Origin of the sequence: Bacillus yunxiaonensis (genome assembly GCF_037104695.1) — a bacterium.
Lineage (GTDB): Bacteria > Bacillota > Bacilli > Bacillales > Bacillaceae_G > Bacillus_A > Bacillus_A yunxiaonensis.
The window spans coordinates 98,804-122,314 of the sequence record NZ_JBAWSV010000011.1; the positions used below are offsets into that span (position 1 = coordinate 98,804).

The window sequence follows — 23,511 nt, forward strand, 5'->3', positions numbered from 1 at the left end:
TTTGCAAAATATATAAAAATAGTCTAAGTCATATTATATATTTAGACTTAGACTATTTTTATATGCTGGGGTCTATTTAAAGAATTTAATACGTTCCTCTGTTGCTTGGAATATTTCGTTCTTTTTCGCTTCACATACAATAAGGGAACTGTAATGTTGTAATAAAAATAGTTTTATAATAACGGATGACATGATAGAATTTTATGTACTGTGTACATTACTATAAAAAACAAGTATGTTTGTTAATATATTTTGTACTATTTTTGTAAACCTTTTATTTTTTATTTAGTTTATACTGGTTAAGTATAAATTGATAGAATTTCATAGTGTAACTATTTACACAGTTTTTAGAAAAAGATGGGGGGTGACTGTAAATGCCCACACCATTAAAGAAAAATAGTCGTTATATGGTTGGATTAGACAGTCTAAGAGGCCTAGCCATACTAGGTGTTATTTTGTATCATCTCAATTTTAAGTGGATGCCTGGAGGATTCCTAGGCGTTACTGTATTTTTTGTACTTTCTGGTTATTTAATTACGGATCTCCTTGTTATTGAATGGAAGGAAAATAAGAGGATTGATTTGAAGAATTTCTGGTTACGTAGGGCAAGGAGATTGCTTCCAGGAATGCTTATCATGCTTGTTATAATCTTAGCATGGATTACAATTTTTCATAGTTCTTTACTTGGAAAAATGTGGGGAGATTCGTTAGCAGCATTATTTTATGTTAGTAATTGGTGGTATATATTTCACAAATTATCATATTTTGATAGTTTTGGACAACTTTCTCCACTGAATCATTTTTGGTCATTAGCTGTTGAGGAACAGTTCTATGTAGTTTGGCCGCTCATAATTAGTTTAGGATTTTCCTATATAAAAAAACAGTCACGTATGACTCTATTTATTTTTCTCGGAGCGATTGCTTCAGCTATCGCAATGGCAATGATATATGTACCAGGCGCTGATCCAAGTAGAGTTTATTATGGTACCGATACAAGAGCGTTTTCCTTACTCATTGGTGCAGCACTCGCTTTAATTTGGCCGAGCAGTAGGCTTGCTAATAAAATTATTCCATCAGCTCGCCTCGTTCTTGATGTAATTGGAGGAATTGCTCTTATTGTGATTCTCGTTATGTTTTGGAAGACAAATCAATATGACCCATTCCTATACCGCGGAGGAATGTTTCTGTTCTCGGTTGTTACGGCATTATTAGTAGCGAATCTTGCTCATCCAGCTAGCCGAATTAGTGCATTTTTAAGGTTTAGACCTTTACGATGGCTTGGTGTCCGATCCTATGGGATATATCTTTGGCATTATCCGATTATCACATTGACAAGTCCGCAAGTAAGTACTGGAGGATTTCAGTTTACGAGGGCTATTTTTCAATTTTTTCTTATTCTGTTTATGGCACAGCTTTCGTGGAAATTTATCGAAAATCCAATTCGTCAAGGTGCATTGAAGAATATTCGTTTACATAACTTAAAAATAAGAAACTTGGCGTTAGGTAGTAAGCTAGCTTTAACATTTGCACTATTGGTTTCTGTGACAGCTGGTTTCGGTTTATTAACAGGGAGCCAAGCAAAAGCGAATTCTAAAAAAGCTAGTATAGAAGCAGTACAAACAGAACAAAAAGTACAAACGGAACAAAAAGAAGAAAAACAACAAACAGAACAGACTGATAAACCAGCTCAAAATAAAGAAGAAAAAGGAACTGTTTCTAATAAGCCTAAAGAACCTCCAGCAGTTACAGCCATTGGAGATTCCATTATGATTGACATATCTCCATATTTGAAAAGTGCTATTCCTAATATTAATATCGACGCGAAGATTGGAAGACAAATGTCTGAAGCGACCGCCACGGTAGATAAAATGAAAAAAGAGGGTAATTTAGGAGATTACGTTATTATTGGATTAGGTACAAATGGAGCATTTACTACTGAGCAAATAACATCATTGATTCAATCAATAGGTAATGAACGTAAAATTATATTGATTAATACAAGAGTGCCGCGTCCATGGGAATCATTAGTTAATGAAAGATTAAAAGAAGCCGCGAAGAATTTCTCAAATATCACACTAGTTGATTGGTATTCAGCAAGCGCTGGGAAGCAAGCATATTTTGAACCAGATGGGGTCCATTTGACGAAGACAGGGGCAGAGGCATATGCTTCTCTTGTAGTGAAGCATATTAATAAGTAGGAATATAATGTGAGATTAGGTTAGTAATCTTTCCACTTGATCTCACTTAGACATGAAGAATCCCATTTTTAAATTTGATAGTATCACTATGTTTAAGTTTAAAAGATTTTTTTATTTAAAACCGTTTAAAAAGGTACACTTTTTGAAGTGCTTCTAAAAAAAGCTAGTTTCGTATTAAACTAGTAGGGAGAAAGGCTTTTATATATAGAAAAAACGATGTTGCATTTAAAATATGTTTTGTATATGAGAAGAGAGTCGCAATGGAATGCGACTCTCTTTATTTAATAAAATTATTGACGTTAGGATAATGCTTCTTGTAAAAATTGAGAGTAAAGATCATAAAAATAATTTGGTCGAAATATATTTGCAGCATGACCAGCCAATGGAATTTCTTTATATGAAACATTTGGGAGAATAGATTTTAAATCAAATAAACAAGATTTATAGAGATGATCATGTTCTCCCATTACCCATAGAATTGGTTGTGTAAGTTCTCGTAATCGGGATTTTAAATCGAACTCTAAACGATGGCGTAGTGATTCTCGAATAATAGATTTGTGTAATTGTAATCCAAATCGATAGTAAATATTTTTAGAAACGATCGCAAATGGATTTGCTTTTAGAATGCCACTTGGAAATATAGTACTTGCATACTGAGAAAGCCAAGAAGAGTACTCATTATTTCGTTTGTCCCAAAACTTTTGAAAGACATTAAATAACTTAGAGGGGTTATTGTAATGACCTCCAATATGGCAAAGACTTAATACTTTTTCTGGGTACTTATGAGCAAATATAGTGGCAATATAACATCCATAGCTCAGGGCACAAATATGAGCTTGCTGGATTCCTTCTTTTTCATAAAGATTTGCTAATTGCTGTACTAATCGATCTAAAGAAAAATCAATTGCTTCTCCTTTATCGTCACCATGACCGAGTAAATCATACGTTATGATGTTGTAAGATGAGGAAAATAGTTTACATTCTTTTTTAAATGCACGACGATTCCCAACTAGTCCATGGATAAATATGATAGTTTTTTTACTAAGATCCTGTTGTGTTTGCAAAAAGTATGCCCCTTTCAAGTCTATGTTTGCAAAAAGAAAATACGTTCTATTAGAATGTCATCATTATCAATGAACAGAGGTAATTGATGTGGTGTTAATTACCATTTTTGTGATATCAAGTACAGCAATGCAGTGTGTATAAACTATATCGTAAATCAGTATATAGTCGCTATCTTACTATTCATAATGATAGAAAACATGATATAAGAAATGTTCATCTGTATTGAGGATGTATACGAGAACGATTTTTAATATAATGAAAAATAAAATTTATTTATATACGAATTAAAATAAGTTTTGGTGAGTTAATTTGTTTTTATTTTGAATGTTTAATAGATTGAGTATTGGTGTTTGTTATTATTTTTAAGTACTAGGTAATAATACTAGATGGTTATATAGTTTGTAAAGATAACTTGTCGACATGGTCTTAGTAGTGATAAGTGAGCTTTAATTTATCCTGCTATTCGCGGGAGGTAAGATCCTATCTCAAGATTGAGAGAGAAGCGTTGTCCCTAGAATTCCCGGCCTCGGACGAGGCAAAAAGCGCCTCTCTGCCTTGGGCGCGGGCGTCCTGCGATTCTGGGCGAGCCGCTTCCGCTTTTCTACAGAAGATAGGTGGGGGATGAAGAAAACCCCTACCGATGGAAGTGTCACTTTATAATTTGGGCAGTATTTTTTAGAAAATTGTATAATATATAATGTAGAGAAGCATGCCAATTTAATGGCATGTTTTATATTTTAATTAATCTATCATTTTTTTTAATGATTTCTATTAAAATAATTCATTTTATTTATTCTTATTCTAAATATATAATAGCGATTAGGTGAGTGTGAAGAGGAAATGTTATGTAGTTTCTTTATATGCTGTATACATCATTTGAGATTGGACATTTATATAAACTAGCAGCTTAAGTTTGGAATCAATCGTTTTCGATTCGAGTATACGTGGTTAAAAGTATATAAGGTTGTCCATGAAGCTAACTATTTCTAAGAAAATAGTTAGCTTCATGAGTGTTTCGGGACAAATTTTACTGTATGTATTTTATATATAACAGAGAAAAGTCATTTATAAAAATTTACATGAATACAACACATGTTTATCTTTGGTATTGCATATCTTGTAACATCAATTTTGGTTCTTATGGAAATATAGGTATAACAATAAATTGATGTTAGAAAAGTATATGTAACCTTTCTATATAATGTAAACCGTAATTTATGTTATTAAAGATGAAATAACGATTGTACAACAGGAGGTGGCATTATGGAGTTACGTCATTTGAAAACTTTTATTATTGTAGCGGAAAGCGGTGGATTTACACGGGCTGGAGAATGGCTCGGATATACACAATCAACAATCACTAATCATATTCAATCCTTAGAAGAAGAAATTGGAAGCCCCTTGTTTGATCGTCTTGGTAAAAAGGTGATTTTAACTGAAGTAGGAGAGCACATGCTTTCTTATGCGCAAAAAATATTAGAATTATCAAATGAGGCGCTGGAATCATCTCAAATGAACGGTAAACCATCAGGGACGATACGTATTGGGGCAAACGAGTCTTTAATGATATATCGATTGCCTGTGATATTATATGAATTTAAAAAGAAATATCCGCAAGTTCATATCATTTTACAGCCATCAGAGAGCCAAGAGCTACATAATGAGTTAAAGTCAGGTAAATTTGATTTTGCTTTATTTACAAATCCGGAAAAGCTTGGTTCAGATATTGTCACTCATTCCCTTGTTCGAGAAACAGTTGTGCTTGTTGCTCCGCCAGGGCACCCGCTAACAAAACAAAAAATCGTTACTCCTGCTGATTTAGAAGGAGAAATGTTATTACTTACAGAGCCGGGAAGTTATCGAGACTTATTAGAAAAGTGGATAAAAAAGGAAGGCGTTAATTGCTCAAGTATTCACTTTTGGAGTATTGAGGCAATTAAACAAACTGTCATGTGCGGATTAGGGTTATCGTATTTACCGCTTATTACGGTTAAGGAGGAAATTGAGCGTGGCAAGTTAATCGCGCTTCCATGGATATACAGTGAGGATTTTGTTACAACGGAACTCGCATACCATAAAAATAAATGGTTGACTCCGGCGATGAAAAAATTAATTGAAATGATAGAGAAACATGCAGAGAAATGGAGAGCGACAACTTAGTTTCCTAAGATGTTGAATTATAACATACATGTAAAGGCATAGATGGGAGGAAATGTAATGAATGAACGTACGAAAGAGATTTTACTTGTTATAGTTGGATCATTATTATTTGCGATTGGGATTAACTTTTTTGCTATTCCAAATCGATTATCAGAAGGGGGAATTATCGGTCTTACTGTTATTACTTACTATTTGTTTGACTGGTCTCCTGGTGTTGTAAACTTTATAATGAATGCTATTTTACTTGCAATCGGTTATAAATTTTTTGATAAGAAAACGATGGTATATACAATTCTTGGTATATTATCTACATCTTTCTTTTTATATATCACAGAAGGCGTTGCAACTCCGGTAAATAATGATACATTATTAGCGGCTCTTTTTGCAGGGAGCTTTGTTGGGGTTGGTTTAGGATTTATGTTTCGGGCAGGTGGCACATCAGGTGGTTCAGCTATCATAGCTAGGTTAGCAAATCAATATTTAGGATGGAGTGTCGGGAAAGGCGTATTAATTATTGATATCGTTGTTATTGCCGGCTCAGTGTTTATTATCGGACAGGAGAAAGCGATGTATACACTTGTAGCTGTCTTTATTGGTGCGAAGGTCATTGATTTTATTGTAGAAGGAATGGATACAAGAACAGCTGTGACAATTATTTCAAACTATCCAGATGTTATTCGAGAGTCGATTATGAAGCACATGACGCGCGGTGTAACAGTGTTAGAAGGACGAGGCGGTTATACAGGAAATAATAAGGAAGTATTATATATTGTTATTAATAAACAAGAACTCGTTCAATTAAAACAAGTCGTGAGTAGAAAAGATGAAAATGCATTTGTTGTTATTCATGATGTACGTGATGTATTAGGCGGTGGCTTTAAAGCGAGTTAACAAATCTGACCTTCAAATGTTTGAGGGTCAGATTTTTTTATCTCAATATTAAAATTATAATAATGTATAAATTTAATAATATGGAAGTGGAGATAGTTCGAAGGTTTATAATTATGTAAAAAATGCAGTTTTTTCTATTTGTGTATAAGAAATTGCTGTAGTTCTAAGATTGAAATGATTCTATAAAGATTGTTGGAAATAGTGCCAAATAAGAAAAAACATTTGAAAATCCCCAAAAATATTCGTTTTTAGATTAAATTCTTATCAGGTTATAACAATTCGATGTTACTTTTTATGTTGTAAAGAGGTATTATCAGCATTTAAAAATCCTTACAAAAATGTAAGGTGAATGAAATGTAATTCGATACAAAGAATGCTACATTTCAATTAAACTAGTAAGGGAAAGTGTTTCGAAAGGAGAGTAGAAATGACAGAAGATATAGAAGCAACGAGTAGAAGTGAAAAGAAAAACATGCGTTCCAAAAAAAGAAGCTTTTTATGGTTTCTGATAATTCCCTTTTTACTTCTTGTTATTGGCGGGATAAGTTACAGTTCATTTATATATAGTAAGGCAAAAGCGGTTGTAAGTAATTCTTATGCAGAAATAAATAAGTCTAGTAAACGTGATAAAGAGGTGGCACCTTTAAAAGATAATATTTCTATTTTAATTATGGGAGTAGATGAAAGCGAACAAAGAAAAAGCCAATACGGTGAAGCTGTTCGCACTGATGCTTTGTTATTAGCAACCATTAACAAAGATGATAAATCAGTAAAATTAGTCAGTATCCCTCGCGATTCGCGTGTATATATTCCATCACGAAAAAAATTAGATAAAATTACACATGCGCACGTATTTGGTGGGGTGGAAAGTACACGTGATACAGTTGAACGTTTTTTAAATGTACCTGTTGATTATTATGTGAAATTTAATTTTGAATCTTTTATTAAAATAGTAGATTCACTTGGCGGTATTGATATTGATGTGCCAGTTACCTTTACTGAACAAGACAGCAAAGACCAAGCTGGTGCAATCCATCTTGAAAAAGGTTATCAACATTTAAATGGAGAACAAGCGCTTGCGTTAGCGAGAACACGTAAAATCGATAGCGATGCAATGCGTGGTCAAAGACAGCAACTTGTGATCGAAGCAATTGCAAAAAAAGCTTTATCAGTTAAATCAATCACAAAGCTGAGCTCATTATTAGATGCAGTTGATAAAAACTTAAAAACAAACTTAACATTCGATGACATGCTAGGGATTGCGAAAAATATGGCAGGGACAGACTTAAACATCGAAAAAATGCAAGTACAGGGCACAGACAAACGTATTAATGGAATTTATTATTACCAACCAAATGAACAAAATGTAAAAGAAATATCAAAACAATTGAATGAACATCTGGGTATTACGGAGAAATCAGTATCTAAATAAATAGAAAAAGGTTGGCGAAAAGCCAACCTTTTTCTATTTGAATCAGCCATCTTTTAAAGTTCGATATATTTATTTTTGAAAAAATGATAAGGATATTTTAATGAAACGTTTGCTTGATAGTTAACTATAAAATGGGAGGAAGAAGCGGAGTCTACGAATAAAATTGAGGAAATAATTTAAAAAGGAAAAGAAAGGACTAATATTGAAAGTATAAAGCAGTTATAGTTACTATTTCACCATGAATACTCCCCTACTTAACTTCGTTTGAAGTAGGGGTTTCTAACGTATCGAACACTGCGGAACGCTTAACGTTAGTGGAGTTGACACAATGGTGTGCTATAGACACCCAACCCCTCTATCCCATCAGTCTAGCTTTTGGGACTGCTTATGAGCCTACTGCAAGATTCCTAAGAATCATCAATGCGTCTTCGGCTACTTCTTAGGCTTGAACATTTTACATAGCAGAGCCAATAAGTACCTGCTACAACCTCATACGTTCAGTTTTCAAAGTACAACTTGCACATGGAAAATTATAACATAGGAGTATATGTTTCGCTACGCAAAAAAGCCAATTCATCTCCCACCTATTTGTTGGTGCTATGCACCTTCACACAAATTGAGGAAGGAGTCTTCTTGGCTAAAATGATAAAAAAGAGTTTAAAACAGTAAAATTTCATACTAATTGAATAAGGAGAAATGAATATGACATTTGAATTTTTACTCAAACTAGGTCTAGCGCTCTTTCTTGGACTATTAATTGGAATTGATAGACAGCTGAAGAATAAACCGCTTGGTGTAAAAACGAGTATGGTAATTTCGGTAGCAAGTTGTTTAATTACGATTGTGTCTATTGAATCAGTAAATGTATATTCATCACCAGGGCATACGAATATGGATCCTATGCGCCTTGCAGCACAAATTGTTAGTGGAGTTGGTTTCCTCGGTGCAGGTGTTATTTTACGGAGAAATAATGATGTGATTTCTGGATTAACAACTGCTTCTATGGTTTGGGCGGCATCAGGCTTAGGAATTGCGATTGGCGCCGGTTTTTACTTAGAAGCAGCTGTGGCAATGGTCTTAATTATTTTGGCAATTAATGTATTTCCATATCTTATTAAATTAGCAGGACCTTATTCTTTGAGGCAAAGGGATTTATCAGTAAAAATAGTTGTTAATAAGCATCAAGAGCTAAATCAAATTTTTACACAAATTAAGCATTTAAATTTGCAAGTGAAACGTGTGAAAATTAAAGATATAGATAGCGGTTATCAACAATTAGAAATGATGGTATCAGCTCCTGAAAAGTTATATACAACTGATTTATATACCTCTTTAAAAGAGATGAAACAAAGCGTTTCAGTGGAAGTCGAAAGTAGATAAGTTAGTAGTAATATGAAACCCCAAGAATTTGGACATCAAATTCTGTATAAACAACAGATGTATATAAGTAATTTGGAACATTTTTAAAATGAAAAATAAAGCCATGACAACATCCGATGAGGTAATGTTATCATGGCCTTTTACATGGATATTGTAAGTCTTAAGCGCTAATTTCCTGATTATGAGTAATCTTTCTTTTTTGTGAAATATAGCTGTGTAAAATCATACCAAGCATGATAAGAAACATACTAAACCAGGATAAGGCAGAAGGGGATGGAGATGCTAATAAAACTAATTCTCCAACTACTGTAAATAATACCTCCATAGACTGAGTTGCTTCGACAGCAGCTAATTTTTGCATATTGCCTCTCACTAGATCAGTTGCATGGAAGAATAGTACAGTTGCGATTACTCCAGAGCAAATAGCAACCAAACTAGATTGAACTGTCTGTTCTTTGCTGGGCATACCAACAGTAATGAAACCATATATTGATAGCAAAATCCAAAATGGTAAACTAGCTAATGTCATACCTAATACACGTTGATATGCATCTAGACGCCCTGTACATACTTCCATCATTTTACGATTGCCAAGTGGATAAGCAAATGAAGCAACGAGTACAGGAAGTACACCTAATAATACATGTTTTAAAGAAATGTGATTTGCTTGTTCTATTAGCATAAGAGTGATACCAAAAAGAATAATGAGTGACATCGCAAGACCTTTAAATGGTATGGTACCTCTAACTTTTATTGGACCATCTGCTGTTTCAATCGTTTCTGAAAATAATGGTGCAAGTAATGAACCTGAAATAATTGTAATTTGCCATGTCCCGGCAGTTAGCCAACCTGGTGCATATGTTGCTGCGAAGCAAAGAGGGGCATAAAATAATCCAAATCCTACAATGCTCCATAAAATCCATGTTTTGGGTTGTTCTTTCATGACTTTTAGAAGAGGACGTAAATTTTTTCTACTCATAACAATAAGTAAAAGCAACGGAACCATAAAGAAATATCGAAGTGACGCACTCCAGATCCAACTTCCGCCGGATAATTCCATAGTTCGGTTTAGAACAAATGTAAAAGCGAAAAAGAATGCTGCACAAACACCTAAAAAAATGGGACGCAATTCGTTCACCTCAATTCATCTGTGAATCCAGTAATTCTTCTATAATAAACTGATTTTTCTGATGATACAAGCGGCTGTTTCACTTTATCCCGCACTAACGGGCAGTAAGAGCCTCACCTCAAGATTTAGAGAAAGCGAAGAAGATAGGTGGGGGGATAACTGCCCGTAAGAGCCCGATTGGTTCAACTAACCATCAGTGGGGGATGAAGCCCCCCACTGATGGAAGTTTCACTTTATGACAAGCTTTGCTAACATATAAAACGCAACTCCCCAAATAATAACACCAGAAATTTTATTTAATAGTTTGATTTTATTTCCGGAGGAGTCTACTTTTCCTAGCATTCGTCCGGCAATGGCTAATCCTATAAACCATATCCAAGAAACAAAAATTGTTGCTAAGGAAAAAGCCCATTTTTCAGCACCTATGTATTGAATAGAATTTGTTCCAATTACTCCAATCGTATCTAAAATGGCATGTGGATTTAATAAAGAGACAGAAGCTGCGAATACAATTTGTTTTTGGATTGTCATCGTTTGTACTTCATTTTGGGAAACAGTAGGTTCACTTTTCCATATCACCCAGCCCATGTAAAGAAGAAAGAAAAACCCTATTATATAGAGTGTAGTTGTTAACCATGAAAATGTTAACAGCATAAGAGATACGCCCTGCACAGCAATTAAGATTAAAATAGTATCGCAGATTGCCGCTGTTATAACAACTGGTACAGCATTCAATAAGGTAGATTGACTGGCACCTTGATTAAAAACAAATACATTTTGCACCCCTAAAGGTATAATAAGTCCGAATGCAAGAACAATTCCGTGAAGTATTGCTTCACCCATTTGATCTCCTCCTATGTAGAATTATAATTTTATCCCGCATTCCTATGTCAAAATTTAAAGGAAGCAGAGAACATTGCTCATAAAATCAAGATTGATGAGAGCTCTTTATCAGTAGAAACTCCTAACTGATGGAAGTTTTGTTTTATTATATAAATGAAAATATCAATTGTATCCATCCATATGGTTGGATGATGAACCAACCAAAATATATACTATAAGTATAAAAAGCTAGTTGGAGTGATTTAATGGAATGGTTTGAATGGAAGCCAAATATATCTTCTCCTATTCCTTTGTATAAACAAATTGAAGGATATATAAAAACGAAAATTGTCAATGGGGAGTGGACAATAGGGACGAAATTACCGTCTCAACGAGCGTTTGCCGATGCATTTAGAGTGAATCGAAGTACAATTGTAACAGCATTGGATGAGTTAGTTGCTCAAGGGTTAATCGAAGGCAACGGGAGACGAGGAACAAGAGTGATTAGCAATACATGGGACTTGCTAGTTTCTTCAGCGCTGCCTGATTGGGATTCGTATGTTGAGACAGGACTTCATTATCCTAATTTACCAACGATTCAAGAGATTAACCGAGCTGAATTTGATTCTAACATGATTCGATTAGGAACAGGTGAACTTTCGCCAGAACTTTTGCCACAAGAGAAGACACAACGCATTATGAGTAAACTTTTGCAGCAGAGCATCCCTTTGGGCTATGAAGAACCGAAAGGAGATATTTTACTGCGTGAACAGCTAGCGAAATATTTAAAAACGTTAGGCATACAGGCATCTTCTTCATCTATTTTAATTGTATCGGGTGGCATACAGGCTTTGCAGTTAATTTCTATGGGACTATTACAGAAAGGGGCAACGATTCTAGTAGAAAAGCCTTCTTATTTATTTTCTCTTAATATTTTTCAGTCTGCAGGGATGCGGTTAATTGGGGTCCCAATGGATCAAAACGGAGTACAACCAACGCTTGTTTCAAAATATAAAAAACAATTCCATGGTTCACTTCTTTATACGATTCCTTCTTTTCATAATCCAACTGGTATTTTAATGAATGAAGCGCGAAGACAAGTTCTTATGGAAACTTGTAATGAGATTGGATTGCCTATAATAGAAGATGGTGTGTATCAAGATTTGTGGATTGACTCTTTGCCTTCAAAACCATTGAAAGCATATGATAAAAATGGGAATGTTCTTTATGTAGGAAGTATGTCTAAGACAGTTAGTCCTGGGCTGAGAATTGGCTGGATTGTAGGGCCAGAGCCGGTGATTGGACGCTTAGCAGATATAAAGATGCAGACAGATTATGGATCTAGTTCTTTGTCGCAACAAGTTGCTGCTCATTGGTTTTTAAGTGGGTTGTATGAAGAACATTTAGGTTATATTCGAAAAGAATTGCAAACACGCAGAGAAGTTGCGTTACAGGCGTTGGAAAAGCATTTTTCGCATATTGCAACCTGGAATATACCAAAAGGTAGTTTTTATATATGGCTGCATATAATCCCCGCGTTTTCTATACAGGAGTTGTTTCATAAGGCTTTAAAAGCAGGAATCTTGCTCAATCCAGGAAATTTGTATGATCGAAATTCTGACCAATATTTACGAATTTCATACTCATATGCATCATTAGACGATATTGAAAGCGGAATTGAGAAGCTTGCACAAATTATCCAAGAAATAAAATAATGAATATGACAGATTAATGTAGAAGGAGAATGAAGATGAAACGTTATGTAATTTGCCAAGTGATAAATGAAACAAAATATTTAGCTGCTTATGCAGAAACAAAGCAAGAGGCAATTGAAAAGGCAGAACTGTTAGGGTTAAGAACTGGAGAACGTTATATCGTTATTACAGAGGAAGAAGCAGAAGGATTACAATATCCGTAAAAAGATGGTAGCCATTATAGCTACCATCTTTTTACACTTGGGAAATGGCTTATCCAAGACCACTACTTCAAAATTTTGAGAGAATAAAGAAGACAAGTGTAGAATAACTGCTCGTAAAATTTCCATTGATGAAAGATTTATTTGAGATACTGGTTTTGCTTTTTTGTAGTGGATTTTGATTTAGAGAGGGAATTACATACCAGTATGAGAATGTAAATATGTGTTGCATAGTAGAGGAGATGAAACGAGAAATGAATCGAACACAATATATAAGACAGAAAGAAAAAAAGTATCACGAACATTGTTATGCTAATTATAAGTTATTTGAAGAAGGGTCATGGTTACATAGGCCAGTTTCGGGTGTTATTGAAATGATGAATTTGTTCAAAGAACAACAATATGTTACTGTGTTGGATTTAGGGTGTGGGGTTGGCAGAAACAGTATGCCAATTGCCCAAAAAATAAAAACAGGGAAAGTAGTATGTGTAGATCTGCTGTCGTCAGCATTGCATCGATTGAAGCAGTATAGTTATGATTTTGGTGTTGCAGATTGTATTCAATCTGTAGAGAGTACTATTGAACATTATCAAATTACTGCAAATGAATATGAATATATTGTGGCAGTATCTAGCTTAGAACATGTTCCTTCCAAGAGTGAACTTGAGAATGTATTACATAATATGAAAACGGGTACGAAAGATAAAGGGATTAATTATATTGTGATGAATTCCAGTGTAGAGGAAATCGATATGGACACGAATGTAAAATTAGATCCTTTATTTGAAGTAAATCTGGCAACAGAAGAAATGCTTTATATGTTGCGTAAGATATATATAGGGTGGGAAGAATTACGCGTAGTAGTAAAGCCTCTTGAGTATAGAATTGTAAGGGATGAAAGGCACGTGTTATTAAGAACAAACGCAATTACTTTTTGTGTAAGAAAAAAATTTGAAAATGCATGAATCTCTCTTCCACGCTAACTGGAAAATTCACTTTATCCCGCTATTCGCGGGCAGTAAGACCCCTACCTCAAGACTCAGAGAGAATCGAAGAACATAGGTGGGGGTAGTTCAATGTTTATCGATAGTATTGGTTCGACTACTTGTAGTACTAGATGGAGATCCAGTTCGATATCGGTTTATATATTGGTTAAAGTTCCAAGAGTGTAGAAACTTTTCAGCTGCTTGATAACCAGAGCGATAAAGCCATTCTTTCTCTTCATCACTTAAATGGAAGTTGGTACTAGTAATATTTCCAGTAGGGATTTTAATAGTACGTGCTCTTGCTTCTGTATTGAGATGGCGTAAATCGTGGGCTTGCATCATTGTTTTAAATAGCCCTTTAAACATCGAAATAGGTTCTTCGTAATGAACAGGTTCAGCTTGAATTTCGTCTTTCACAAAATGAAATCCAAAGGTAGGCCAGCGTGGAATATTTGGTGAGTCGAAAATCCATATCGGATAATTACTGAGAATGCCTCCGTCGACTATATAGCAAGGCTGCTTCCATTTAGGAGTTTTCCATTTAACAGGCTGAAAAAAGAAAGGGATTGTAGCGCTCATTCTCACTGCTTTTGCAATAGAAAATTTTTTATTAGGAAATCCATAATGTAGTAAGTCGTCGGGGAAAACAACCATTTTACCATTACTAATATCGGAAGCAATAATTTTTAAGCCTTCAGGGTTAGGTAAGTCACTAAAACAATGCACACCTTTTTTAGATAATAAATCTTCTAACCATTGTTCTATAAAATCATTTTTATACATCCCCATTTTAACCCATACATTTATTCCTTTTCCGATAATAGGGATTTTATCTATACATGTTTTTGTAATGAAATTTGTATAATCAGCACCATTTATAATTGTTTTTAACTCTTTTCCTGTATATCCACAGGAAAGAAGCGCTGCGATAATAGCACCAGCTGATGTACCAGCGACTCGCTCCCATTCATAATTATGCTCTTCTAATGCGCAGATTGCTCCAACATGTGCAATTCCTCTAACTCCGCCTCCTTCAAAGACACCATCTATTTTCATGAAAACAATTCCTTTCGATTCATTATTTATTTTTGTATATGAAATAAACAGCAAAAAAGCACGGCAAGTGCGTGCTTTTTTACAATAGTTGTTAAAGTTTACTTAGCAGACAAAGCCGCCAAAGCAGCTAGCTCCAATGATGATGAGAAGGATAAATAAAACGATTAATAAAGCAAAACCGCCGAATCCGCATCCGCATCCGAATCCTCCGCCACCGTATCCGAATCCTCCGCAACCGGGGCCATAGCCATATCCGTAACCCATACTTATTTCCTCCTTAATATGAAAAATTTTTGGGTGAACAAAGTGAAGTTTATGAGGGTGTATTACAAGTGATGATGAGATTGCATGTTTGTAGGAATACTGTATATTATGCAATAAGGAAACGTTTCGATTATGACGAACAAGCCTTTTTTCATAATGGGTATAGATATGAATAAAGAAAAACGTGAAAGAAATACGATTAAATTTTGTGATATGATGTAGGAAATTAAGTTAAATAAGGAGTTTTTATGACGAAACATATTGAAGAATTAATTGAAAAATATCAATTGACTCATATAAAAGATGAGTTGTTGGCTACAGCATTTGAATGTATAAAAGTAGTACCAAAACAAGAAGAGGTATTACCAGTAGGGTGTTCAAAAATGGGAGGATATCCCGATTTACCAACAACGTTAGACTATCCTACATATAAAGGGCATCCTCTTCATTTTGTTGCACAGTTTAATTTAGCTGAACTTCAAGCTGTAGGTATGAAGAATGATTTGCCTCAAAGTGGCATGTTATATTTTTTCTATTTTGCTGATGATAAGCAGGAAGCCTTTTGCGAAGTATATGGAAATTTAAATGTAAAAGAAGGTTGGCGTATTTTATATTATGAAGGAGAAATAGATGATGTACAAAAAACGAATCAAGTGAAGGCACAATATACTCAATGTAGGGTTACATTTGAAATAGGGCAAAAACTTCCAGATTTGTTTATTGAGGACGAAGATGATTCGGATCGTTTCTTACAATTGTTAGAGGAATTAATACCTGATCACTATGACAATCATCAAATTTTCGGTACACCATTTTCAGTTCAAACAGAAGTGTTTGAAGAAGCACAGGAATATTTAGGTGTACATCATAGCGAGATAACATTATTATTTCAAGTAGATTCAGATGAGGAACATTTGAACATGATGTGGGGTGATATGGGAATGTTATATTTCTGTATTGCAAATGAAGATGTAAAGCAGCGACGTTTTGAGAAAGCTTGTTGTATTTTGCAAAGTTTATAAAAGAAAAAGAAGCAGTTTCACGTGTATAACGGAAGCTGCTTTTATAATTGAATTGAGTTGTTTGGGCATTATTCATTTGTATAAGAATGAATAGCTAGTTTATCGTCGTTTGAATTACGTTATGTGTAAGTCATTTTTTAACTTTAATGCGATTTGTAATTGTAAAAAATCGGATTTTCTTTTTTGTGAAAATTCGTATATAGTTGAGATATGTAAGAAAGCTAGTTTAAGATTATTTTATGTTACGAGGATGTGATGAAATGAAAAAATCTATAAAATATGTATCTACTGTGGCACTTTGTTCAGCTATTATAACTGGAGCGCTTCATATTCCTTCAGTCTCATATGCTGCTACAAAACAAGTAGGAGAGACGGCTAATTCTGTAAATGATTCGAAATTGATTACAGAATTTCAACAAGATTTACAAAAACATCTAAATAATCATGAAACAAATATTACAATTAAATATAAGACGAAACATGCTAATGCACAAGAGGTTTTGGATACATTGGTGCAGGCTTATAATCAAACGTTAGAAAAAGATGAATATTTAAAATACAATGTAAGCAACGCTAAGTTTTCGCTTCGTGGTTTACCAGGGAATTACTCATTTACACTAAATATTTCATATCGTGAAACGAAAGAGCAATCACAGTATGTAATGAAACAAGCGAAATCAATTGTAAATTCAATTATTACAACTGGAATGGATGAGAATGAAAAAGTAAAAGCCATTCATGACTATGTAGTGAAGCATGTTTCATATGACACATCACTTCGTTCTTACACCGCATATGACGCATTAGTCAATCGTTCGGCGGTTTGTCAAGGGTATGCATTATTAACTTATCAGCTATTAAAAGAAGCAGGAATTCAATCTCATATTGTAATAGGAACTGGAAATGGTCAGTCTCACGCATGGAATCTTGTAAGTATTGATGGTAAATGGTACCATCTCGATACGACATTTGATGATCCAGTTCCAGATAAACAGGGACGTGTTATGTATTCTTACTTTAATTTGTCTGATGAGCAAATGAGTAAAGATCATCAATGGGATCGTAGTAAATATCCAGTTGCAAATACAAACTATTATAATGAGTTAACGACTAAAATTAAAGCAGGTAGTAAGAAGTCCACTATTTATCAACAAATATTAAAAGATGCAAATCTTGTATATTTAGCACCGGAATTTGGGGCTGAAGATTACAACCAGTTAAAGCAAAAATTGCAGCAAAAATTTACGTCTAAACAAGAAAAGGTAGAACTTCGTTACCATCAAACAGTGGATCACACCATGCAAGATGTTAAGAAGGTATTGAATGAAATTTCTTGGCCAAAAGGGGCAAAGCGAGTATCATACCAGGTAGCTCCTTATCAAGGGCAAGATGGATATTCATTATTAACAATTACATTTGCTTATTAAATTGTGTGGAAGGGCATCTAGATGAAGATGCTCTTCTTTTTTTGTGCAAATATATTTTGAATGTTGGAGTGTTATTGACTGCTATAAAAAGTGATAACTTGTTAAAGATTTAGTAGAGGAGGTAAGAACTAGCGTTCAAAAAAATAATCATCATTATATAATGATGATTATTTTTTTGATAGATTAAGGGAATTTCATCATTATTCGTCATGTGAAATGTCGGTTTTTCTTGGAATATGACGTAATTATTGGTAATATTGTTAATGTTATTATATATTTTCGTTGAAAATTTTTTACTTTAGAATATATCACTTTACATATTTTTATATAATAGATTATAAATTTGGAAGAGGGAAATGGTGTCGATGAATTTAAAAAAAATAAAAAATACATTTTTAGCTGTGGGTGTTCTATGTATGAGCGCACCACTAACTGCGTTTGCTAATGGTGAAGACAAACTGCAACCGGTAAAAGAGGCTGCAAATCAATTAGGATGGGTTCAATTAGAGAATGGGGCCTGGGTCTATTATATAGACAATAATCAGGGGCGCGTAATGAATGATTGGAAATATATTGATGGTGGATGGTATCAATTTGATGGAAACGGTTATTTAGTCAATAAAACAGGCTGGGAAAAGTTGAACGGACAATGGATGTATTATGAAGGACAAAAAGGTATTGTAACGAATAATTGGAAAAATGTTGACGGAAGATGGTATCAATTTGATAGTACGGGTTATTTAGTCAATAAAACAGGTTGGGAAAAATTGAACGGACAATGGATGTATTATGAAGGAACTAATGGAATTGTAACAACTGCTTGGAAATATATTGATGGTGGATGGTATCAATTTGATGGGAATGGATATTTAGAAGTACAAGAAGGTTGGCAAAAGTTGAATGGGAAATGGGTTTATTATCAGGGCGATAAGGGCATTGTTGTGAATAGTTGGAAAAAAATTGATGGAAGATGGTATCAATTTGATGGGAATGGATATTTAGAAGTACAAGAAGGTTGGCAAAAGTTGAATGGGAAATGGGTATACTATGTTCCAGGAAATTACGGACTAGCCACAAATGAAAAACTTACAATTGAAGGTGTGTCCTATTCATTTGATGGAAATGGTTATTGGGTGAACACTGCCAATGGTATTGTAGAACTTGCGAAGCGGCAACTTGGCACTCCATATCAATGGGGAGGATCTGCTCCTGGAGGATTTGATTGCAGTGGATTTATTTATTATGTATTTAGTCGAAATGGCTATTCAATAAGTAGAATGGATGTTGCTTCATATTGGGATAGAGCCAGGGAAGTGAGTACACCACAACCTGGAGATTTAGTATTCTTACAAAATACATATAAAGCAGGTCCTTCCCATATGGGAATTTACATAGGAAATGGAAAATATATTCATGCTGATAATGATGGGGTTAGAACTGCTAGTGTAAATGATTGGTATACGAGTAATCACTTTTTAGGGTATGGAAGATTTTAATATAATATATCTATATAATTGTATAAAATTATGTAATTATGTGAATTGAGGGCCTGTTAGTCTATGACAACTAACAGGCTTTTTTGTGTTATTAATAAGGTTCTGTTGCTTGTGAAATAGTGTCTAATAATCCAGGAAATCTCTTGTTTAAGTCTTCTGTCCTAATAGAGATGAAACGTTGTGTCCCTTCGATTCTTGTATACATAACACCAGACTCTCGTAATACTTTAAAGTGATGAGATAGCGTGGGTTTAGCTATAGAGGGATGGTTAAAGCTAGCTTGTATGTATTTTCGCTATTTACATTTAAAAGAAGCGAGATTATAAGAAACATAGAATCTGAAACAAAGCAAAAAGTAGTTTCAGATTCTATGTTAGACAATAAAAATATTATGTAAACTGAAATGTTAAAGCACTGTTTTCATGTATATACTAAAACAGTGCTTTTCGTTTTGATTGAATCGTTGCAGCATTTTCATCTTTCATACCAGCTTCTTTAATAATGCGTTGTTTTGCTTTATCTAACAAATTGTTTACTGCTTCACCAAAATAGTTTGCTTCTTGTTTTGTGCGGGCTTCTCGTAAACATTTGTAGTTTTCTATCAGCTCCTCTTTTTCAGGGTCTGTTAAGAAATCTTCTATCTTTTTGTTTGTCATACGAAACACCCTCTCTTCTGACAGACACTTCAATTCAGAATTTTATTTTTCATTATATCAACAATTCCTTAGTTATAGTACATATTAACGTTTTAATAATTTGTCAATTTCTTGAATTTTTTCATTTGCTTTATTCATTTGCATATTCTTTGCTTGTTCTCCTCCAAGTGCTTGATGGAGTAAAAATGTTTGACCAGAAATTGCAGTAACGATTGCAACTTTAATAATTTCTTTCATTGTTGTCGCATCAAATAAAACAAGACCCAATAGTGCAGCGAGACTACCAGTAATGATATCAGCAAAAAAACCAAGATGGAAAAAGGTTTTTAATCGGCGTGGAAGCAACAATTTGCCTTGATGATTGATAAGATGGGCAACAAAACCGGTAATTCCACCAACGAGAAGAGCCGTTAGCCACGAATACATATCCATCAAATCCACTCCTTTTAGTAAATACAATTCTGTTTATATTACAGATACTCCTTTTAGAACTTGATATACCATATATTGAGAAAATTGGTTTAGGGTGGGGTATCTTTATTATACCGAAAATTCTGTCAAAAATGGTAGATATTTAAATTGAAATTTCATATAATAAAATTAAATCTAACGAGAACGGAGTGATGTATTATGACGATTGTTTATATGATTCATACGATGAGTGCAAATACGGAAGGAATGGGCGGAGCTTTGTAAAGAATCGCTATATCCTTCCGCAGTATACATTTTAGGGAGGATACGAATTTGAATCGTAATCATTTAGTAGCATTTGGATGGGATTTATATTTTGAAGATCAATTATTGGAGCAATATGAAGTAGGCCGTGTTTTATTAGAGCATAAACATATGTATCGGGTTATATGTGAAGATGGTGAATATGTAGCCGAGTTAGCAGGGAAATTTCGATATGAAGTAATTGAGAAAGGTGATTACCCTGCAGTGGGTGATTGGGTAAGTATAACAAAACTGCCACAAGAAAAGAAAGCAATTATTCATGGTGTGCTTACAAGAAAAAGTTCTTTTTCAAGAAAAGTAGCTGGGGAGAAAACGGAGGAACAAATTGTCGCAGCAAATGTGGATTATCTTTTTTTAGTTAATGCTTTAAATGCTGATTTTAATGTGAGACGAATTGAACGTTATTTACTGTTAGCATACGAGAGCGGAGCAACACCTGTTGTTATTTTGACAAAGAGTGATTTATGTGCAGATGTACAGCAAATGGTGATGGAAACAGAGGCTGTTGCAATTGGTGCACCTATTTTTGCGGTTGATAGTCTGCATCAAACAGGAATAGAGACGTTACAACAGTTTTTACAACCAGGAAAAACGATTGCGCTTGTTGGTTCTTCTGGAGCAGGAAAGTCCACGTTATTGAATGCTTTAATGGGAAATGAAGTAGCAAAAACAGGTGAAATTCGTGAGAGTGATAGTAAAGGAAAGCATACGACAACGCACCGGGAATTGTTCCAATTACCAACTGGTGCACTTGTTATTGATACACCAGGAATGAGGGAATTGCAGCTTTGGGAAGGCAGCGGAGCGATGCACGCAACCTTTTCTGACATTGAAGAAGCTGCGAAAAAATGTCGTTTTCGTGATTGCCAACATGAAAATGAACCAGGTTGTGCAATTCGTATTGCAATTGATGAGGGAATATTAGAAGAAGCGCGATTTTTCAATTATAAAAAATTGCAAAAAGAAATTGCTTACGCGATGAGAAAACAGGATGCTCTTTTGGCTCGTACGGAGCGTGAAAAGTGGAAAAAGATTGCGAAGCAAATGAAACAGAAAAAATAAAAAGAAAACTCCAAAGGCGTATGTGCTTTTGGGGTTTTCTTTTTATCCCGCATTAACGGACAGTAAGGCTTCCTCTTAAGATTTTAAGAAGTCAAAGAAGATTTCACTATATACAACAATTTATTCTAATGTATTTATATTTCGAATTAATATTATCTTTATATATAGACAAAACGAAATTAATTATATAGAATTTACAAATAGTGAGTCGGAAAATGTCGTATAGTTTATTGATTCGTATTATATTTTCTGTTTTTTCATTTTATATAATTTTAAATTATCACCTTGGATAGAACGTAAGGGGGAGCTGTATGTCAAAGTTGTTTAAACCATTTCAGAATATGAATGTAGGAAAAAAACTTCTACTTTCATTTTTTGTAATTTTGATTTCGACTGTTTCTATAATTGGTAGTATGTCTTATGAAAGTGCAAAGAAGAATTTTGAAAATCAAATTATGAGTAGTGCCAGTGACAATATTAAAATATTAGATAATTTAATTAATCAAATGATTGACGCAGAATCTAATGATGTTACACAGTTTTCCAAAGTAATTCAGCGTAATATGCATGAAACAGAAAATGGAGAAAGCATTAGGAAAATGCTTGCCCAGTATGTAAGCTTACACCCTCAGATAATACAACTTTATGTAGGAACTGATAGCGGGGCATTTATTCAAGAACCAAATGTACAAATGCCTGCAGGCTATAATCCGAAAGAGCGTCCTTGGTATATAGACGCAATGAAAAAAAATGGAGGTATTGTTGTAACACAGCCTTATAAAGATAAAACGACTGGAAATATAGTTGTTACAATTTCTAAAAAATTGGATGATGGCAGCGGCGTTATCGGCATTGATTTGAAACTTGAAAATTTATTAAACACAGCAAAAATGATTAATATCGGTAAAAAGGGATATGCATTTATTCTAGATCAAAGTCAAAATGTTATTGCCCACCCAGAAGAGAAGCCGGGTACAAAAGCACCTGATGCTTGGGCGAAACCAATGTATAAAACAAATCATGGAACGTTCTCATATTCATATGGGGATAAAGAAAAGAAAATGGTATTTGCAACAAATGCGAAAACCGGATGGAAAATCGGTGGTACGATGTATACAGATGAAGTTAGTAAAGCTGCAGAACCTATCTTTTATAATACGTTACTGATTTCGGCAATTTCTCTTATAGTAGGAGGAGCGATTATTTACTTCATCACACGTTCTATTACGAAACCTTTAAAACAATTAGTAATTTCTTCTCATAAGATTAGTGAAGGTGATTTAACAGAAACGATTGAAGTACGCTCGAATGATGAAATTGGTCAGCTTGGAAAAGGCTTCAATGAGATGGTTCAGTCGTTACGTGAGTTGATTTCAAGAATTAATTCTTCAGCCGGACATGTAGCTGCTGCTTCTGAAGAATTAACGGCAAGCGTGAGACAAGCGAGTGAAGCGACTGAGCAAATTACAGCGGCAATGGACCAAGTTTCAAGCAGCGCAGCAACACAAACAAAAGGTGTTGAACAAGGAGCGATATTGCTTCAAGAAGTAACAGAAGGAATTCAACTTGTTGCGGATAATTCCTCTGCCATTTCCAATTCCTCTGCTTATACACGTGAAAAAGCAGAAGATGGGGACAAACTTGTTGAACAAACAGTAAATCAAATGCAATCCATTCATGAGTCAGTCTCAGAATCTGATGCAGTCATTCAATTGTTAGCTGATAAATCGAAACAAATTGGTGATATATTAGAAGTGATCCAAAATATTGCTGATCAAACGAATTTATTAGCATTGAATGCTGCAATTGAAGCAG

The 23,511-nt window shown here is 34.3% G+C and carries 20 protein-coding genes and 1 pseudogene; 13 read left to right on the top strand and 8 right to left on the bottom strand.

All coding sequences use genetic code 11. The features are described from left to right. Nucleotides 1-374: 374 nt before the first annotated feature. On the top strand, nt 375-2,198 hold the full coding sequence (locus tag WAX78_RS22925; RefSeq protein ID WP_336484352.1) for an acyltransferase family protein: 1,824 nt from the start codon (nt 375-377) through the stop codon (nt 2,196-2,198). A 299-nt stretch (nt 2,199-2,497) separates the two neighbouring features. Here WAX78_RS22925 and WAX78_RS22930 read toward each other — a convergent pair whose 3' ends face one another. Then, complete coding sequence (locus tag WAX78_RS22930) at nt 2,498-3,280, bottom strand: alpha/beta fold hydrolase (RefSeq protein WP_413789229.1); 783 nt, start codon at nt 3,278-3,280, stop codon at nt 2,498-2,500. A 1,246-nt stretch (nt 3,281-4,526) separates the two neighbouring features. Between WAX78_RS22930 and WAX78_RS22935 the strand changes: the two genes are divergently transcribed. The 4 genes from WAX78_RS22935 (at nt 4,527) to WAX78_RS22950 (ending at nt 9,126) form a co-directional block, all read left to right on the top strand. After that, the gene (locus WAX78_RS22935; protein ID WP_336484354.1) at nt 4,527-5,423 is read left to right on the top strand and encodes a LysR family transcriptional regulator; all 897 of its coding nucleotides are present in this window, start codon (nt 4,527-4,529) and stop codon (nt 5,421-5,423) included. Between the two features lie 42 nt (nt 5,424-5,465). Then, nucleotides 5,466-6,314, top strand: a complete 849-nt coding sequence (locus WAX78_RS22940; RefSeq protein WP_336484355.1) for a YitT family protein — start codon at nt 5,466-5,468, stop codon at nt 6,312-6,314. 427 nt (nt 6,315-6,741) lie between these two features. Beyond that, nucleotides 6,742-7,746, top strand: a complete 1,005-nt coding sequence (locus tag WAX78_RS22945; protein WP_336484356.1) for an LCP family protein — start codon at nt 6,742-6,744, stop codon at nt 7,744-7,746. A 702-nt stretch (nt 7,747-8,448) separates the two neighbouring features. After that, a complete protein-coding gene (locus tag WAX78_RS22950) occupies nt 8,449-9,126 on the top strand; it encodes an MgtC/SapB family protein (protein ID WP_336484357.1) in 678 nt (225 codons plus the stop codon). Between the two features lie 160 nt (nt 9,127-9,286). Here WAX78_RS22950 and WAX78_RS22955 read toward each other — a convergent pair whose 3' ends face one another. Next, entirely contained in the window at nt 9,287-10,255 is a 969-nt protein-coding gene (locus WAX78_RS22955) for a DMT family transporter (RefSeq protein ID WP_336484358.1), read from the bottom strand. A gap of 228 nt (nt 10,256-10,483) precedes the next feature. Then, a complete protein-coding gene (locus tag WAX78_RS22960) occupies nt 10,484-11,098 on the bottom strand; it encodes a LysE/ArgO family amino acid transporter (RefSeq protein WP_336484359.1) in 615 nt (204 codons plus the stop codon). A 245-nt stretch (nt 11,099-11,343) separates the two neighbouring features. Here WAX78_RS22960 and WAX78_RS22965 point away from each other — a divergent pair, with 245 nt between their 5' ends. From WAX78_RS22965 to WAX78_RS22975, 3 genes are all read left to right on the top strand, one after another. Continuing rightward, nucleotides 11,344-12,792 carry an aminotransferase-like domain-containing protein gene (locus tag WAX78_RS22965; RefSeq protein WP_336484360.1) on the top strand — a complete coding sequence of 483 codons (1,449 nt, stop codon included), beginning with the start codon at nt 11,344-11,346 and terminating at the stop codon, nt 12,790-12,792. 35 nt (nt 12,793-12,827) lie between these two features. Next, a complete protein-coding gene (locus WAX78_RS22970) occupies nt 12,828-12,995 on the top strand; it encodes a DUF3933 family protein (protein ID WP_336484361.1) in 168 nt (55 codons plus the stop codon). Between the two features lie 251 nt (nt 12,996-13,246). Further along, on the top strand, nt 13,247-13,957 hold the full coding sequence (locus WAX78_RS22975) for a class I SAM-dependent methyltransferase (RefSeq protein ID WP_336484362.1): 711 nt from the start codon (nt 13,247-13,249) through the stop codon (nt 13,955-13,957). Between the two features lie 108 nt (nt 13,958-14,065). Here WAX78_RS22975 and WAX78_RS22980 read toward each other — a convergent pair whose 3' ends face one another. Further along, nucleotides 14,066-15,034 carry a patatin-like phospholipase family protein gene (locus WAX78_RS22980; RefSeq protein WP_336484363.1) on the bottom strand — a complete coding sequence of 323 codons (969 nt, stop codon included), beginning with the start codon at nt 15,032-15,034 and terminating at the stop codon, nt 14,066-14,068. Nucleotides 15,035-15,136: 102 nt separating this feature from the next. Continuing rightward, on the bottom strand, nt 15,137-15,298 hold the full coding sequence (locus WAX78_RS22985; RefSeq protein WP_336484364.1) for a YjcZ family sporulation protein: 162 nt from the start codon (nt 15,296-15,298) through the stop codon (nt 15,137-15,139). Nucleotides 15,299-15,546: 248 nt separating this feature from the next. On the opposite strand from WAX78_RS22985, the gene WAX78_RS22990 reads away from it, so the two are divergent. The 3 genes from WAX78_RS22990 (at nt 15,547) to WAX78_RS23000 (ending at nt 19,243) form a co-directional block, all read left to right on the top strand. Next, entirely contained in the window at nt 15,547-16,320 is a 774-nt protein-coding gene (locus tag WAX78_RS22990) for a YwqG family protein (protein ID WP_336484365.1), read from the top strand. Nucleotides 16,321-16,580: 260 nt separating this feature from the next. Further along, entirely contained in the window at nt 16,581-17,747 is a 1,167-nt protein-coding gene (locus WAX78_RS22995; RefSeq protein WP_336484366.1) for a transglutaminase domain-containing protein, read from the top strand. Between the two features lie 416 nt (nt 17,748-18,163). Beyond that, nucleotides 18,164-19,243: an NlpC/P60 family protein gene (locus WAX78_RS23000; protein ID WP_336484367.1), complete on the top strand. Its 1,080-nt coding sequence runs from the start codon at nt 18,164-18,166 to the stop codon at nt 19,241-19,243. Nucleotides 19,244-19,334: 91 nt separating this feature from the next. Here WAX78_RS23000 and WAX78_RS23005 read toward each other — a convergent pair. From WAX78_RS23005 to WAX78_RS23015, 3 genes and pseudogenes are all read right to left on the bottom strand, one after another. Then, nucleotides 19,335-19,648 (bottom strand): annotated as a pseudogene (locus tag WAX78_RS23005) (ArsR/SmtB family transcription factor). A gap of 26 nt (nt 19,649-19,674) precedes the next feature. Further along, the gene (locus WAX78_RS23010) at nt 19,675-19,899 is read right to left on the bottom strand and encodes a hypothetical protein (protein WP_336484368.1); all 225 of its coding nucleotides are present in this window, start codon (nt 19,897-19,899) and stop codon (nt 19,675-19,677) included. An 84-nt stretch (nt 19,900-19,983) separates the two neighbouring features. Beyond that, a complete protein-coding gene (locus tag WAX78_RS23015; RefSeq protein WP_336484369.1) occupies nt 19,984-20,331 on the bottom strand; it encodes a DUF4257 domain-containing protein in 348 nt (115 codons plus the stop codon). Nucleotides 20,332-20,643: 312 nt separating this feature from the next. Between WAX78_RS23015 and rsgA the strand changes: the two genes are divergently transcribed. Further along, the gene (gene rsgA, locus WAX78_RS23020) at nt 20,644-21,696 is read left to right on the top strand and encodes a ribosome small subunit-dependent GTPase A (RefSeq protein WP_336484370.1); all 1,053 of its coding nucleotides are present in this window, start codon (nt 20,644-20,646) and stop codon (nt 21,694-21,696) included. A gap of 311 nt (nt 21,697-22,007) precedes the next feature. Further along, the coding region (locus WAX78_RS23025; protein WP_336484371.1) for a methyl-accepting chemotaxis protein at nt 22,008-23,511 on the top strand (1,504 nt) is incomplete at its 3' end.